Raw genomic sequence first — 15,486 nt, 5'->3', positions numbered from 1 at the left:
TTGCTAATTTAGCAACGGGTTCTTTTTAAATTATTATCCAATTTCTTTTTTTAGCAACAGCTTTTAATTGATCTTCGGGTTGAACGGCCACCGGATTTCCGACTAAATCGAGAACCGATAAATCTGAATAACTATCGCCATATGCGAAACTATTGGCCCAATCAATTTCTTTATTCGCTAAAGCTGTTTCAATTTGTTCATTTTTCCCAGTACCTTGAACGTGGAGAAGTGGTGTTTTTAAATCGATAACTGAATTTTTGACGGGGATATTCGTCCCGATTATTTTATCGAATGGCAATCCATCCACTGCGATATGTAAAAGTGGTGTATAGGCCCCGGAAACAAGCATGACATGGACACCGTCAGCTGCATGTTGCTTAACTTTGGATACGACATCTGGATTGAAATCGGCTTGCATTTTCGCAACCACTTCGCGGAAATAGGTATCCATCTCTTCGACGGATAAATCTTTCAACGCATCCAAATAAATTTGCATGGAACGTTCGCGCATTTTATGTTTGGGATAGATTTTCATTTTATGGCCAATGTAAGGTGGTAAAATCGAACGAAAAAACCGATTATATCTGTTGTGATAAACCGGATGTTCTTTCAAATGGTCCATCAAAATTTGAAATGTTTCTTTTGCGTACAAAGTTCCATCAAAATCAACAATTGCAACCCGCATCATTATCATCATTTCCTTCCAATCAAGTTCTCTATAGTGAAATGATACAGTGTTTGCGGCGCATCTGCAATGAAGGCTTGTCAAAAAGAATAAAGCCGAGAAAGAAGGCTCTCGGCTTTGGAATAGTATTTCTTATTACTGTAAGTTCTGTTGGTTTGGCATTGCTGGTTGTCCGCCGGTTGCAAATGCATTCAGTAATTGTTGCATATCTTGCTGTGCAAGTTGAGGCACTTGGTAGTAATGGTGTTTATTTTGATAAATTGAAAGCTCGTAAGCCATTTCGATACAATTCGGTACAGAATCCGCGAGTACACGGCGCACAACTGGATTAGTGGTTTCAAGAGCAGCCATCGCTTTTGCTGAAGCACCGGTTTTTGCCGCATCAAGCATGAATCCGGATATAATTTCATCGGATATTTCTGATTCCGATTGAATCGGTTTTTTCGGTTGGGACTGTTTCATACCGTATACGAAATCATTGCCTTGCGTCATTTTATAGGAACCGGTCGGATGTGATGGATCTGTTCCTGTCTTAAAAGCTTCTACGGTAATGTTGTATTCATCTAAAGCGAAGCGGTATTGACGGTCCATAATATCGAGTAATTCCGGGTCCTTTACTTGTGGGCGCATTAATATCATCTGGTTTAAAGCTGCAACTGATCCTGAAAGAACTTCGTGAACATCGAATAACTCATGACCACCATGATTCATTTGCCCAGGTACATTACCAGTGTGCATGTTTTGATGAGTTTCGCCGCCGGATTGATTTTGATTCAACTAAAATTCCTCCTACTAATAAAAGTTTTTTGCATCAACCATAGTATGGATGTAGAATTAAAAGATATTCATTAATTATATTGAAAAATCAAAAATAGATTCGTTATGTAAAAAAGGGGAGCGATTATGTGAACATTATTTCATATGACGATTTAGTGCAAGCGGAGTTTATAAATAAATTTGCGGGAAGGCAGTTATTAGTCTCTGTGTATTTTATTGATGGGCTTCTTATCGATACAGGTCCTTCGAAAATGAACGAAAAATTAATCCCGTTATTTAATGATTGGAAAATTAATGAAGTTATTTTGACGCATCACCATGAAGATCATACAGGCACAGCACGATGGATTCAGGATAACAAAAAAGTACCAATTTATATTCATGAAACTGGCGTGAATTCTTGTAATAACCGAATGAAGCTTCCTTTTTACCGGAAAATGTTTTGGGGCGAACGAGCGCCTTTTGAAGCTCAGCCATTGGGAAACAAGTTCAAAACCCCGAATTATACTTGGGATATCATCCATTCGCCCGGTCATTCACATGATCATATCGTTCTGTTTAATCGTGAAAAAAAGTGGTTGTTTGGCGGTGATTTGTACGTGCAATCAAGACCAAGGAGCCTATTTGCATTCGAATCAATTCCTGAAATCATCAGCTCGTTGCGTTTAATATTGACTTATGACTTTGAAACATATATTTGTTCGCACGCAGGAATTATCCCGAACGGAAGAAAAGTAATAAAGGATAAATTAGCCTACTTGGAGAAAATACAACAAGCAGTATTATCCATGCATGAAAATGGAAAATCTAATCGAAAAATTCGTAAAGAACTCTTTCCGAAAAGTCATCCGATGAACTATTTTTCACTTTTTGAAAACTCACCAATTCATATTGTGAACTCTATTTTAAAATAAATACATATTACAAAGGGGGATTGTAGTGGCGTATGATGCGATTGTTGTTGGCGCTGGCTTAGCTGGTTTAGTAGCTACTGCTGAACTAATAGATGCTGGAAAGAAAGTGCTGTTGTTAGATCAGGAACCGGAAGCCTCTCTTGGGGGACAGGCTTGGTGGTCGTTTGGCGGATTATTTCTTGTTGATTCGCCTGAACAGCGAAGGCTTGGCGTTAAAGATTCATATGAGCTTGCTTGGAAAGACTGGCTCGGAACAGCGGGATTCGACCGGGAAGATGATGAAGATTATTGGGGGAGAAAATGGGCTGAAGCTTACGTCAAATTTGCTGCGGGTGAAAAACGGGAATGGTTACGTGCTCGGGGCATTCGTTTTTTCCCAGTAGTAGGTTGGGCGGAGCGCGGTGGTCAACTTGCTGAAGGTCCTGGAAATTCAGTTCCCAGGTTCCATATTGTTTGGGGAACCGGACCGGGGATTGTTAAACCGTTTGAAGACGATGTCCGTTCAGGGATAAATGCCGGGTTAGTCGAATATCTTCCGCGACATCGTGTCGATGAATTATTAACCGAAGATGGTACTGTCGTTGGGGTGCGCGGTTCTCGTCTTGTTCCGAGTTCTGCCGCGCGAGGAGAAGCAAGTTCACGCGAGGTTGTTGATAATTTTGAAGTTTTTGGGAAAGCAGTGTTAGTGACGAGCGGTGGCATCGGTGCAAATGAAGAGCTTATCCGAGAAAATTGGCCCGCACGTCTTGGTGAAGCGCCAAAAAGCATGATTTCAGGCGTTCCCGCGCATGTCGATGGTCGGATGCTTGGAATTACAGAAAGTGCGGGCGGTAGAATCGTTAACCGGGACCGGATGTGGCATTATACAGAGGGCATTAAAAATTGGAATCCGATTTGGGGGAAACATGGTATTCGTATTTTGCCGGGGCCGTCTTCACTTTGGTTGGATGCAAAAGGGCAAAGACTTCCGGCACCGAATTTCCCGGGTTTTGATACGTTGGGGACGCTTGATACCCTTCGTAAAACCGGTTATGACTATTCGTGGTTCATTCTTACACTTCTTACACAAGAAATCATTGAAAAAGAATTTGCATTGTCCGGATCGGAGCAAAATCCAGATTTAACCGGAAAAAGTATTAAAAAGGTATTGCAGCGCATTCTACCTGGTCCAACGGCTCCCGTGCAAGCGTTTATTGATAAAGGCGAGGATTTTATCGTAGCTAAGAATTTGGAAGAGTTAGTTGATGGTATGAATGATTTGACTGGTGATAATCTATTGGAATTTGAAAATATTAAACGTTTAATTGTTGCAAGAGATCAGGAAGTTGAAAATTCATTTACGAAGGACCTTCAAATCACTGCCTTGCGAGGGGCGCGTAAGTACGTCGGTGACCGGTTGATTCGCGTCGTATCTCCGCATAAAATCTTGGATCCTAAAAAAGGCCCGATGATTGCTGTTCGGTTGCACATCGTTAGTCGGAAAACATTGGGCGGGTTACAAACGGATTTAAGCGGTCGAGTTCTTAATTCATCCGGGGAGCCTGTGAAAGGGTTGTATGCTGCGGGTGAGGTAGCAGGATTCGGGGGCGGTGGTGTACACGGCTATCGGTCGTTGGAAGGGACTTTTCTCGGGGGATGCATTTTTTCTGGCAGGGAAGCGGGAAAAGGATTAGTTATAGAACTAGATTCGTATATATAGAGTAAAATGCCGAAGCTCAGTGTAGATGAGCTTCGGCGTTTTTGAATTTTCGCGGAGACATTGGTCGTTTGGTCTGAGGTATTGGTCGTTTGCATCAGGTTATTAGTCGTTTCGGCGTCTTTCAAGCATGCTCTTCATTAGTCTTTATTCATGTAGTTTAGAATAGATTCAAGTTGGTCCCAGTTTGGATTTAAAATTAGGACTGGAAGAAATGTAAAGACGAATAATAAGAGTAAATTTGCGCAGAAAAATGTTCGGAAAACTTTTTTGACATTCAAGCGTTTCCCTTCCTTCGACTATATTTTTCTTCATCGCATAGGCAATTGCCCTGTCATCGTTAGTGTATGCGAATTAATTTGAAAGGGCATATATTTTCGGGAAAAAAGTACGTTTTTCCGCTTATCGTTATTAATCGCATACTACTAAATTCGACGGCTTATTAATTGTATGCATATTGAGCTTGTCACATCAATAAACTTTTAGAGAGAGGGTATTTTTGAAAGAAAGGTAGATGAGCGAATGCAAATCCACGTAGTTCAACGAGGGGAAAGTTTATATGCGATTGGAAGGACATATGGCGTATCGGTTGAAGAAGTTGCAACAGCAAATGAAATATCGGATCCATCTAGACTTGTAGTCGGGCAGGCGTTAGTCATTCCCGTCGAGGGGAGTTTTCATATTGTACAACCACGCGAATCACTTTTTAGCATTGCAAGACGATATGGCACCACGATTGCCGCGCTTGCGAATGCTAACAGTTTAGCAGCCACCGCGATTTTGCAAATTGGTCAAAGGCTTCAAATTCCCCAAAAAACGAAACCGGCAATTGATACGATGCTTTATGTAGAGCCGCGCACGCCGGTTACAGAAGTGATGATTGAAGAGGTTCGTGATAAAACGAGTGGAACTTATTTAACTTATCTTGCGATGTTTAGTTATCAAGTACTGCGAAATGGGTCATTACAAGCCCCGACAATAGATAATATACCTCAAATCGCAAGCTCTAATGGCGTCGCGAATGCAATGGTTGTTAGTAACTTAGAAAACTTTCGATTTGAACCTACACTTGCTAATGCTATTCTCACGGATTTAGCTGCACAGAATCAGTTATTTGGAAATATCATTCAAGTTGCAAATGATATCGGGTACAAAGACATTCACTTTGATTTTGAACTACTTTTTCCAGCTGACAGGCAACTTTATAATAATTTTCTCAGTCGCGCTAGAACTCGGTTGCATATGGCTGGATTGACAGTATCAACAGCAGTTGCCCCCATGCCAGCTAATGTGTTAACGGGCATATACGGTGGACATGATTATGCGGCACATGGTGCATTAATGGACTTTGTTGCACTTATGACGTATGAATGGGGATTTACGTACAGTGAACCGCAAGCGGTGAGTCCAATTATTCCGGTTCGACGGGTTGTAGAATATGCAACAAGCGTTATGCCGAGCAATAAAGTTATGTTGGGTCAAAACCTATATGGATATGACTGGTCAGCACCATTCCCGACACAAGGCGGCGCGCCGGCGAAAGCATTAAGTCCTCAACAAGCGATTGCGCTTGCACTACGAGAAAATGTGGCGATTCAATATGATTATGTCGCACAAGCACCGTTTTTTACTTACTACGACGCAGCTGGAGTCTATCATGAAGTTTGGTTTGAAGACGCGAGAAGCATCCAAGCTAAATTTGATTTAATCAAACAGTTTAATCTTCGAGGCATTATGTATTGGAAACTTGGTTTAGCTTTTCCGCAAAATTGGCTTTTATTAAAAGATAATTTTACGATACGAAAAAGATGATTCTGACAAGTCTAGTAATCCTGCGCATTTTAATAGCAAAGGATTACTATTTTTATATTAATTTGTAAGAAAACATTGAACTATATAAAAGATGTCGTATAATGTAACAATGAAAGAGGTGGAAATAGAGTGAAAAAAGATATGAGAATTCATAGTAAAGTTTTTAGTGAAGGCACCAAGAGAGCACCAAACCGTGCGATGTTACGTGCTGTTGGGGTAACGGATGAAGATTTTGAAAAACCAATGGTAGGGATTGCAAGTACGTGGAGTGAAGTAACACCCTGTAATATACATATTGATAAGTTGGCGATTGCCGCGAAAAAAGGTGCAAGAGATGCCGGAGCAGTTCCAATGATCTTTAATACGATTACGATCGCGGATGGAATTTCAATGGGCACAGAAGGAATGCGTTATTCCTTGCCGAGCCGTGATGTAATTGCTGACTCCATTGAAACAGTTGTTGGCGGCGAAAACCTGGACGGACTTGTTGCAATCGGGGGCTGCGATAAAAACATGCCCGGTTGTATGATTGCAATTGCAAACTCGGAAGTGCCGGCTATATTTGTATATGGCGGTACGATTGCGGCAGGGAAACTCCACGGGGAGAGTATCGATCTAGTTTCGGTATTTGAGGGTGTCGGTCAATTAAATAGCGGACAAATCGATGAAGAAGAACTGCGAAAAATTGAATGTCACGCATGTCCTGGTGCTGGTTCTTGCGGGGGGATGTATACTGCAAACACAATGTCATCAGCCATTGAAGCGCTCGGCATGAGTTTACCAGGAAGTGCATCAAACCCAGCAGTTTCGGGGGATAAATTAGCAGATTGTGAAGAAGCTGGTCATGCGCTCGTTAATTTGATGGAAAAAGGAATTTATCCAAAAGATATCATGACGAAAGAAGCATTTGAAAATGCGATCACAGTTGTCATGGTACTAGGTGGATCAACAAACGCTGTTCTTCACTTACTTGCGATGGCACATGCGATTGAAATTGATTTGACGATGGATGATTTTGATCGAATTCAAAAGAAAACACCGCATCTCGCAGATTTAAGACCAAGCGGGAAGTATGTAATGGAAGATTTACACCGAATTGGCGGTGTACAAGCCGTTATGAAAATGCTTCTAGAAGCTGGTTATCTACATGGAGATTGTCTGACTGTAACTGGTAAATCAGTTGCTGAAAACCTTCAAGAGGCACCTGACTTAGCTGAAGGCCAGAAGATTATCATGCCTTTCGATAAAGCGTTAAGTAAAGAAGGACCGCTTGTCATTCTAAAAGGTAATCTTTCACCTAATGGAGCAGTTGCAAAAATGTCAGGTGTTTCCGTCAAAACTCATACAGGTCCTGCTCGTGTGTTTGATACGGAAGAAGATGCAACGAATGCCGTAATGGAGAATGAAGTTAAAGAAGGCGACGTCTTGGTTATTCGACATGTCGGTCCAAAAGGCGGTCCAGGTATGCCGGAAATGCTTTCGATTTCTGGTATACTTGTTGGTAAAGGCTTGGGTGAAAAAGTTGCGCTCTTAACAGACGGAAGATTTTCCGGCGGGACACATGGATTAGTCGTCGGTCATATCTCTCCGGAAGCACAAGACGGCGGACCAATCGCTTTTATCAAGAATGATGATATAATAACAATTAGCGCTGAAACACAAGAAATAAAGGTCGCAGTTTCAGATGAAGAATTTGAAAAGCGTAAAAAAGATTGGGTTGCACCGCCATTACACACACGTGGGGTTTTAGGGAAATACGCACATAACGTATCCTGCGCCTCAATCGGTGCTGTAACAGATTTTTTCAATCGGAAATAACTTGAACGAACGCTCCTAGTCTAGCTAGGGGCGATTCTTTATGAATAGGGGATAACGATGATTAAAGCATTATTTTTTGATTTGGACGATACATTATTATGGGATAAGAAAAGTGTAGCGACTGCTTTTCAAAAGACTTGCGAGGCAGCATCCGGAAGCTATGATATAGATCCCGACAAACTCGAAGAAGCCGTTCGAGAAGAAGCGAGAGGGCTTTACGAAACGTATGAAACATATGAATTCACAAAAATGATTGGGATTAACCCATTTGAAGGGTTATGGGGTACGTTTGATGATGAATCTGATAGTTTTCAGAGGATGAAAGAAATCGTCCCGACCTATCGACGTGATGCCTGGACGCGAGGACTTAGCCGTCTTGGGATTAAAGATGCAAAATTAGGCAGTGAGCTCGCGGAATTATTTATTGAAGAACGCAAGAAAAGTCCATTCGTTTATGAAGAAACTTTTCAGGTACTCGATAAACTGAAAAATGACTATCAGCTATTATTAATGACAAATGGCTCGCCAAGTTTGCAAAATACGAAACTTGAAATCACACCTGAAATTGCACCGTATTTCGAGCATATTATTATTTCGGGAGGGTTTGGAGTAGGAAAACCGGACCGAACAATCTTTGATCATGCATTGGAACTTTGCAACGTGAAGCCAAGTGAAGCGTTGATGGTTGGAGATAACTTAATGACCGATATTTTGGGGGCATCCTACGTCGGAATTCCATCTGTTTGGATCAACCGAGACAACGATGAACCACACGAGGAAATCAAACCGACATATGAAATCAAGAACTTGGAAGAACTATTTCCGATACTGGATAAATAAAGGAAAGGCCTTTCATATTGAGAGGCCTTTTCTCATTCTATTATTCTTTATTGATAAATTCCAATACAATTTGCATAATTTCGATATCTGGTTTAATCATCAGGATGGGAAGAAAAGCAAAGACAAATAACAACAAGAAATTTGCACTCAGAATTGTTCGTATTATTTTCATTGGTTTCATTGTTTTTTTCCTTCTTCCTTTTGCTAGATTTGAAAGACTATATTCGACAACTAGTTGTCTGAATACTGTAATAATACACCTTTTTATTGAAAAAATAAAGTATTTTATATTGGGTTGTACACAATATTGATTCATTTTTTCAAATATTCATGTTGAATCTATCGTGATTTAATTGTATTATAAAGAAATATACTAAATTCGTGTAATTTAACATGATTCAGCGGAAGCCCGTCATTTCAGTAATTAAAGGGGATGTATGTATTTAGTATTTATAAATACACGCTGAATTTTATTAAAGCCTACGCATTTAAGGAAGGACTGATGATGTTTTGGCAAATTTAAATGAAACTTATGAAGATCCGAAAAAACTTGCAAATGATTATGTCCATGAAGTTTATTCTTTGATAAAAAAGCGAAACCCAGGGGAAGTAGAATTTTTACAAGCTACCCGGGAGATATTTGATTCATTACGTCCGGTGTTTTCAAAAAATCCGCATTATATTCGCGATGGAATTTTGGAGAGAATCACCGAGCCGGATCGAATTATCACCTTTCGAGTTGCTTGGGAAGACGACCAAGGCAAGGTCCATGTCAATCGTGGGTACCGTGTGCAATTTAATAGCGATTTAGGACCTTACAAAGGTGGAATCCGATTTCATCCTTCCGTCAATACAAGTATCATGAAATTTTTAGCGTTTGAACAAATATTTAAAAACTCTCTGACAGGCCAACCGATTGGAGCTGGTAAAGGGGGCTCTGACTTTGACCCTAAGAACAAGTCCGAACGTGAAATTATGCGTTTCGTTCAAAGCTTTATGACTGAGTTGAGTAAGTATATCGGTCCTGATCTCGATGTGCCGGCTGGTGACATTGGCGTTGGCCGAAGAGAAGTTGAATATATGTCCGGGCAGTACAATCGTATACACGGGGGCCATAAAGCGGGCGTCTTTACGGGGAAAGACCCGAATTACGGCGGTAGCTTGGGAAGAAAAGAAGCGACAGGCTACGGAACCATTTACTTTGCTGAAGAAATGTTGAAAGTGAATGATTTAAGTTTTAAAGGAAGCCGAGTTGTCGTATCAGGATCCGGAAACGTCTCGATATATGCAATGGAAAAAGCGATTGAGCTTGGTGCCAAAGTTGTGGCATGCAGCGATTCGAGCGGTTATATTTATGATGAAAACGGTATTAACGTCGAAACAGTCAAGCTATTAAAAGAAAAAGGAAATAAACGAATTAAAGAATATAAAAAGTTCCATTCTAGTGCCAAGTTTTTTGATGAATGTTCTGGAATTTGGTCTGTAAAATGTGACATTGCTTTGCCATGTGCAACGCAAAATGAAATAGATGAGGCAGCAGCTCGCAAGCTTGTCCATAATAAAGTGAAAGCAATTGCGGAAGGCGCAAATATGCCATGTACAAAAGAAGCGATTGATTTATTTGTCGAAAATGGCATCTTGTTTGCTCCGGCGAAAGCAGCGAATGCGGGCGGTGTTGCTGTATCAGCGATGGAAATGTCTCAAAACAGCATGCGCCTCAACTGGACATTTGATGAAGTCGACGAAAAACTAAAACAAGTGATGAATGAAATTTTCCAAAGTTGCTTAAGTGCGTCTGAGGAATATGGGCGTCCTGGAAATTTAATCGTCGGCGCCAACATTGCAGGTTTCTTAAAAGTTGCGGATGCAATGATGGCTCATGGAATTCGCTAAGTAAATAACTTGAATTTGAACACTAGACAATGCGACAACTTTAAAGTTGGCGTGAATGTCTAGTGTTTTTTTGTTTTGAGGAGCGAGTTCATACGATGAAAAGCTTGCAACGTATACTTCAGCTGATGAATTTGATCAATCGGCTGCTGTTGGTTTTATTAAGTTGTGGGGGCTTGGTACTGAGGTGCATAGTGCGATTCAGAGAAAAGGTGCGTAGAAAAATCATAATACATTTAGTTAGTATATGAACTTACCGATGATTATTTCGACAAGTTTTTTTGATTATATTTTCACTACCAAGAGCAATCCATCAGTTTTCATACAGATAGTAGGTCCCGACTTGCAAGCAAATTCTTTTGAGAGCAAGCAAATGCTATATGAGTGCAAACAAAACACATTCTAGTGCAAGGAAAACCTGTCGGAGTGCAAGCAAACCGCATATGAGTGCAAGCAAAAATGATTCATTGGAGAAATCTTAGTAATATAGAAGCATAACTTAGAATCGCCGTTTGATTTCCTTTTTAACGTTATAAGATATGTTACGATGATTTGTATATTTAAAAAACAGTTACTAACGACAAGGAGTTGCTTTCATGAAAAGACTTAAACTTGCTATGGTGAGAAAAGATATGTTAGATATTCCTCAATATTCGCTTCCGGCTGGATTTCGAATAAGGTTGTTTGAAAAAGGGGACGAGCAGGATTGGGCAAGGATTGAAACGAGTGTAGAAGAATTTAAAGATGAAGAAGCTGCGCTTGCACGTTTCGAGAAAGAATTTGGCGCGCATATTGATGAAATGACTGAACGTTGTTTATTCATAGAAGATGAGCATGGAGAAGCAATTGCTACGACGACTGCTTGGTACGGCGATTTAGCAGGCTATGGAGAAGGATTAGGTAGAATCCACTGGGTAGGTGTGGTGCCGGAATATCAAGGTAGAAAACTTTCAAAGCCATTATTGAGCGAAGCGATGAATATTTTGGCTCGTCATCATTCGAAAGCTTATCTAACATCGCAAACGACGAGTTACCAAGCGGTTAATATGTACTTGAATTATGGATTTGAACCATACTTAACTACTCCAACTTGTGATGAGGCTTGGGCGTTGATGGAAGAAACTTTGAATCGAAAAATTATAAAGTAATACGATAAGGCGGTTTTTATAATCAATGGCGGATATGAGGTTTTAGCTACACTAAAGAAATAATGATTTCTTTTTTTCTTAAATTAAGTTTATGTGTAATAAAAATAGGGGATTTATAAATGTGATCAATCTTCAATTTTAGTAATTACAATAAAAAAGATGGCAACAATAGATGTGACAAAATGGCGTTTTCATTCAATAGCTTATTGAGTGAAAACGCTTTACTATTGAAAAGAATCAATAAAAGATTTTCGTGTCATATGAAAACTTAAGAAAGGAGTTTACCTAAATGACAAAAGAACCACAACAAAAAGATATTAAAGTTAGGATTCAACGTTTTGGAAGTTTCCTAAGCGGCATGATCATGCCGAACATTGGCGCGTTTATCGCTTGGGGATTAATCACCGCGTTATTCATCCCGACAGGTTGGAGACCGAATGCAAGTTTTGCAGAACTGGTAGATCCAATATTGTTCTACTTATTGCCAATTTTAATTGGTTTTACAGGTGGACGTATTGTTTATGATATTCGCGGGGGAGTCGTCGGTGCGACATTAACAATGGGTGTCATTGTTGGTGCAGATATTCCAATGTTCCTTGGAGCGATGATTGTAGGACCTTTAGGTGGATGGGTCATTAAGAAGTTTGATAAATTGATCGAAGGAAAAGTGAAGTCAGGTTTTGAGATGCTCGTCAATAATTTCTCAGCAGGAATTATTGGAGGTGCTTTAACGCTTGTCGCTTATAAAGGAATTGGTCCTTTAGTGGAGGGGTTAAATAAATCGCTTGCAGCAGGTGTTCAAGTAATCGTCGATGCAAACTTACTGCCGATCGCGAGTGTATTTATTGAACCAGGAAAAGTATTGTTCTTAAATAATGCCATCAACCATGGTGTGTTAAGCCCGATTGGGATTGAACAATCCGCGCAAGTTGGAAAATCCATACTCTTTCTATTAGAGTCGAATCCGGGACCAGGATTCGGAATTTTACTAGCTTATATGTTTTTCGGAAGAGGTATGGCGAAACAAACTGCATCCGGTGCAGGTATTATTCATTTCCTTGGTGGAATTCATGAAATATACTTCCCGTACATTTTGATGAGACCGCTACTATTGGTCGCGGCAATTTCCGGGGGAGCAGCTGGCGTATTTACGTTCCAGTTATTAGGAGCGGGATTAGTGGCAGCGGCTTCACCAGGGAGCATCTTTGCAATTCTTGCGCTTACGCCGAGAGGCGGTTATTTTGGTGTCATTGCGGGAGTTCTGGTCGCAACAGCCGTGTCCTTCATTATAGCAGCACTTATTTTAAAGACTGCCAAACAATCAGATGAAGATGATGATGAGTTAGCGAAAGCGACGGAAAAGACGTCTGCATTAAAAGGAAAAGAAAGTCGCGCAGCAAATCTGATGCAACAACCAGTTGTGGAAGAACCAACAAAGGAAATTTCATTTTCTGACGTCAAAAGCATTATCTTCGCCTGTGACGCAGGAATGGGTTCCAGTGCCATGGGTGCCGGCATATTAAGAAACAAAGTGAAGAAGGCAGATCTCGACATCGCCGTTTCAAATATGGCGATTAACAATTTACCTGCGGATGCAAAAGTTGTCATTACCCATAAAGACTTAACTGAACGCGCGCAGGAAAAAGTACCAACTGCATACCATATTTCGGTTGAAAACTTTTTGAACAGCCCGAAATATGATGAACTTCTAGACAAGCTGCAGGAATAAAGTTAGTCCATAAAACTCAGCTTATGAAATGTAAGCTGAGTTTTATTGATGAAAATCTAGCGTGATAATGGAGTGTTTCTAATGTTTATTTCTGCCAGGGAAAAACTCATCGTGGAAATATTGCTCGACAAACGCGAAGAATTAACAATTAAAGATTTGGCCGAGAAAATTGACGTCAGCCCACGAACAATTCATCGTGATTTAAAAGGCATTGAAAAGCTTTTGAATGAATACGATCTTGGGCTAATCAGAAAAACCGGCGTCGGTATTCAAATTACGGGGCCTGAGGAAAGTAAAGAAAATCTGAAAAGAAAGCTGATGACGCTCACCTTACAGGATTATTTAGCAGACGAAAGACAAACGCTGATTCTGTGTACATTATATGAAGCAGCAGGACCCGTAAAGTTATTTACTTTAGCCAATGAATTACGCGTTACAGTCGCAACGATTAGTGCTGATTTAATAAAATTAGAGGAACAGTTAGAGCACTTTCAACTATCGATCCTGAGAAAAAGAGGATATGGCGTTGAATTGAGCGGGCCTGAAAAAGCGAAGCGAAGGGCAATTAGTTATGTGATTGCCAAGTCATTAAAAGAGGATGAATTTTTATCTTTAATTGAGGACAGCCTCGGGAAGAAATTTGCTGTTCAAGAGAATGCCATTTCCGAGCGCTTATTGCATCTTGTTGATCGAGAAAAGCTGCTCGTTATTGAGGATGTCATGCGAGAATTAAAAAATGATACCCTCATTTCAATTACGGATAATGCATATGTCGGGCTGATTGTTCATTTAGCGTTGGCAATTGAGCGCATTAAGCAAGGCGAAAAAATTGAAATGAATGCAGATTTCTTAAACCAGCTGAAACAGGAACCGGAATACGAGACTGCACGGAAAATAATTAACCAGTTAATTTCACGTTTTAACATTGAAATTCCGGAAGCTGAAATTGGGTATATTACGATGCATCTACAAGGGGCTAAGCTTCGTGAAAATGAAGAAAATCTGCCCGAGATTCCAAGTCTGCCAATCGTTATGCAAACGAAGAAATTGATAGAAAATGTGGAAGAAATCTCTGGTTATCATTTGACGAATAATGCGCCGCTTTTGGAAGGTCTTATCACACATTTAAGGCCAGCCTTATATCGAATTGAACAAAATATGGGAATTACGAATCCACTACTACAAAGTATACGCAAAGATTATAAGGATTTATTTCAAATTGTTACCGAAGCATGTGAAAAAACTTTTCTGGATTTAAAGATTCCTGATGAAGAAATAGGCTACTTAGTCATGCATTTTGGATCTGCTATTCTTGGTTTGACAGGAAAAAACAATTTGAAAGCATATGTTGTTTGTTCAAGCGGCATCGGCACTTCAAAAATGTTGGCAACGCAGCTCCGGCGCGAAATTCGGGAGATTGAGGAAGTAAGGAACGTTTCTGTTTTCGAACTCAATGAACTTCAAATTTCGGATAGAGATTTAGTGATTTCAACCATTCATTTGGAGGATTTCCCATATGAATATATTACGGTTAGTCCATTTTTAACTGTGGAAGAAGTTAATCAAATTGGGTTATATGTAAAGAGGAAAATGCTGATTAAAACCTCATCGCCTGAATTGAAGAAGCAAGATTCTAATGTAGAAGCTATTGCAGCACGAATGGAGCGAATTCATTTCTATACAGGAGCTGCAGCTGACCTGCTAGACGGATTTCAACTTACGATTGAAAGAGAGGCCGTCCCGCTGAAAACTTGTATCCGGAAATTGTGTGAGAACCTGGAAAAAGAAGAGGTCGTTCAAAATGCAGAAGTTATAACTGAAGCATTGTTTGCAAGGGAAGCAATGGGTGGGGTAGGGATTCCCGATACGAAGTTGGCATTATTTCACACGAAGCATGAACAAGTGCTAAAATCTTCGTTTACAGTACATACGCTTCGGGAACCTATTGTAATGAAGGCGATGGACGGAAACAACATTGAAATAAGTCGTGTATTACTGTTGTTGTCACCAAATCCGTATCACGAGCCTGGATTAGAAGTGTTGAGTTTAATTAGTACATTGATTATCGAAAGTGAACATAGTATCGAGTTATTCGAATCTGAAGATGAGAAGGTAATTCATTCATATTTAGGGTCGAAGTTGGAACAGTTTGTGGATGAAATAATTAAAAACTAAGG

General features: G+C 40.2%; 12 protein-coding genes and 1 pseudogene. 10 read left to right on the top strand and 3 right to left on the bottom strand.

All coding sequences use genetic code 11. From position 1 onward, the window contains the following. Window positions 1-25: 25 nt before the first annotated feature. The gene (locus JSQ81_RS04690; protein WP_371812509.1) at window positions 26-688 is read right to left on the bottom strand and encodes an HAD family hydrolase; all 663 of its coding nucleotides are present in this window, start codon (window positions 686-688) and stop codon (window positions 26-28) included. A 132-nt stretch (window positions 689-820) separates the two neighbouring features. Further along, on the bottom strand, window positions 821-1,462 hold the full coding sequence (locus JSQ81_RS04685) for a spore coat protein (protein WP_371812508.1): 642 nt from the start codon (window positions 1,460-1,462) through the stop codon (window positions 821-823). 128 nt (window positions 1,463-1,590) lie between these two features. Between JSQ81_RS04685 and JSQ81_RS04680 the strand changes: the two genes are divergently transcribed. The 5 genes from JSQ81_RS04680 to JSQ81_RS04660 all read left to right on the top strand — a co-directional run bounded on the left by JSQ81_RS04680 (window position 1,591) and on the right by JSQ81_RS04660 (window position 8,542). Beyond that, window positions 1,591-2,376, top strand: a complete 786-nt coding sequence (locus JSQ81_RS04680; protein ID WP_212606564.1) for an MBL fold metallo-hydrolase — start codon at window positions 1,591-1,593, stop codon at window positions 2,374-2,376. A 25-nt stretch (window positions 2,377-2,401) separates the two neighbouring features. Then, window positions 2,402-4,075, top strand: coding sequence for an FAD-binding dehydrogenase (locus JSQ81_RS04675; RefSeq protein WP_212606563.1), 1,674 nt, complete (start codon window positions 2,402-2,404; stop codon window positions 4,073-4,075). 519 nt (window positions 4,076-4,594) lie between these two features. Further along, window positions 4,595-5,884 (top strand): LysM peptidoglycan-binding domain-containing protein, encoded by a 1,290-nt coding sequence (locus JSQ81_RS04670; protein WP_212606562.1) that lies wholly within the window; start codon window positions 4,595-4,597, stop codon window positions 5,882-5,884. 129 nt (window positions 5,885-6,013) lie between these two features. Further along, entirely contained in the window at window positions 6,014-7,702 is a 1,689-nt protein-coding gene (ilvD, locus tag JSQ81_RS04665; RefSeq protein WP_212606561.1) for a dihydroxy-acid dehydratase, read from the top strand. Between the two features lie 57 nt (window positions 7,703-7,759). Beyond that, on the top strand, window positions 7,760-8,542 hold the full coding sequence (locus JSQ81_RS04660; RefSeq protein ID WP_212606560.1) for an HAD family hydrolase: 783 nt from the start codon (window positions 7,760-7,762) through the stop codon (window positions 8,540-8,542). A gap of 40 nt (window positions 8,543-8,582) precedes the next feature. Here JSQ81_RS04660 and JSQ81_RS04655 read toward each other — a convergent pair whose 3' ends face one another. Next, window positions 8,583-8,723: a hypothetical protein gene (locus JSQ81_RS04655; protein ID WP_212606559.1), complete on the bottom strand. Its 141-nt coding sequence runs from the start codon at window positions 8,721-8,723 to the stop codon at window positions 8,583-8,585. Between the two features lie 329 nt (window positions 8,724-9,052). Here JSQ81_RS04655 and gdhA point away from each other — a divergent pair, with 329 nt between their 5' ends. From gdhA to JSQ81_RS04630, 5 genes and pseudogenes are all read left to right on the top strand, one after another. Next, window positions 9,053-10,435, top strand: a complete 1,383-nt coding sequence (gdhA, locus tag JSQ81_RS04650) for an NADP-specific glutamate dehydrogenase (protein ID WP_212606558.1) — start codon at window positions 9,053-9,055, stop codon at window positions 10,433-10,435. A gap of 85 nt (window positions 10,436-10,520) precedes the next feature. Beyond that, window positions 10,521-10,652: pseudogene (locus JSQ81_RS04645) on the top strand (argininosuccinate synthase); the annotation flags it as partial. Between the two features lie 376 nt (window positions 10,653-11,028). Then, window positions 11,029-11,580 (top strand): GNAT family N-acetyltransferase, encoded by a 552-nt coding sequence (locus JSQ81_RS04640; protein ID WP_212606557.1) that lies wholly within the window; start codon window positions 11,029-11,031, stop codon window positions 11,578-11,580. A gap of 289 nt (window positions 11,581-11,869) precedes the next feature. Then, window positions 11,870-13,309: a PTS mannitol transporter subunit IIBC gene (locus tag JSQ81_RS04635; RefSeq protein ID WP_212606556.1), complete on the top strand. Its 1,440-nt coding sequence runs from the start codon at window positions 11,870-11,872 to the stop codon at window positions 13,307-13,309. An 81-nt stretch (window positions 13,310-13,390) separates the two neighbouring features. Next, window positions 13,391-15,484, top strand: a complete 2,094-nt coding sequence (locus JSQ81_RS04630) for a BglG family transcription antiterminator (protein WP_212606555.1) — start codon at window positions 13,391-13,393, stop codon at window positions 15,482-15,484. Window positions 15,485-15,486: the final 2 nt, after the last annotated feature.

This window comes from Sporosarcina sp. Marseille-Q4063 (assembly GCF_018309085.1).
Lineage (GTDB): Bacteria > Bacillota > Bacilli > Bacillales_A > Planococcaceae > Sporosarcina.
Note: the sequence above shows the minus strand (reverse complement) of the source record. Positions and strands in the feature narration are given on the sequence as shown.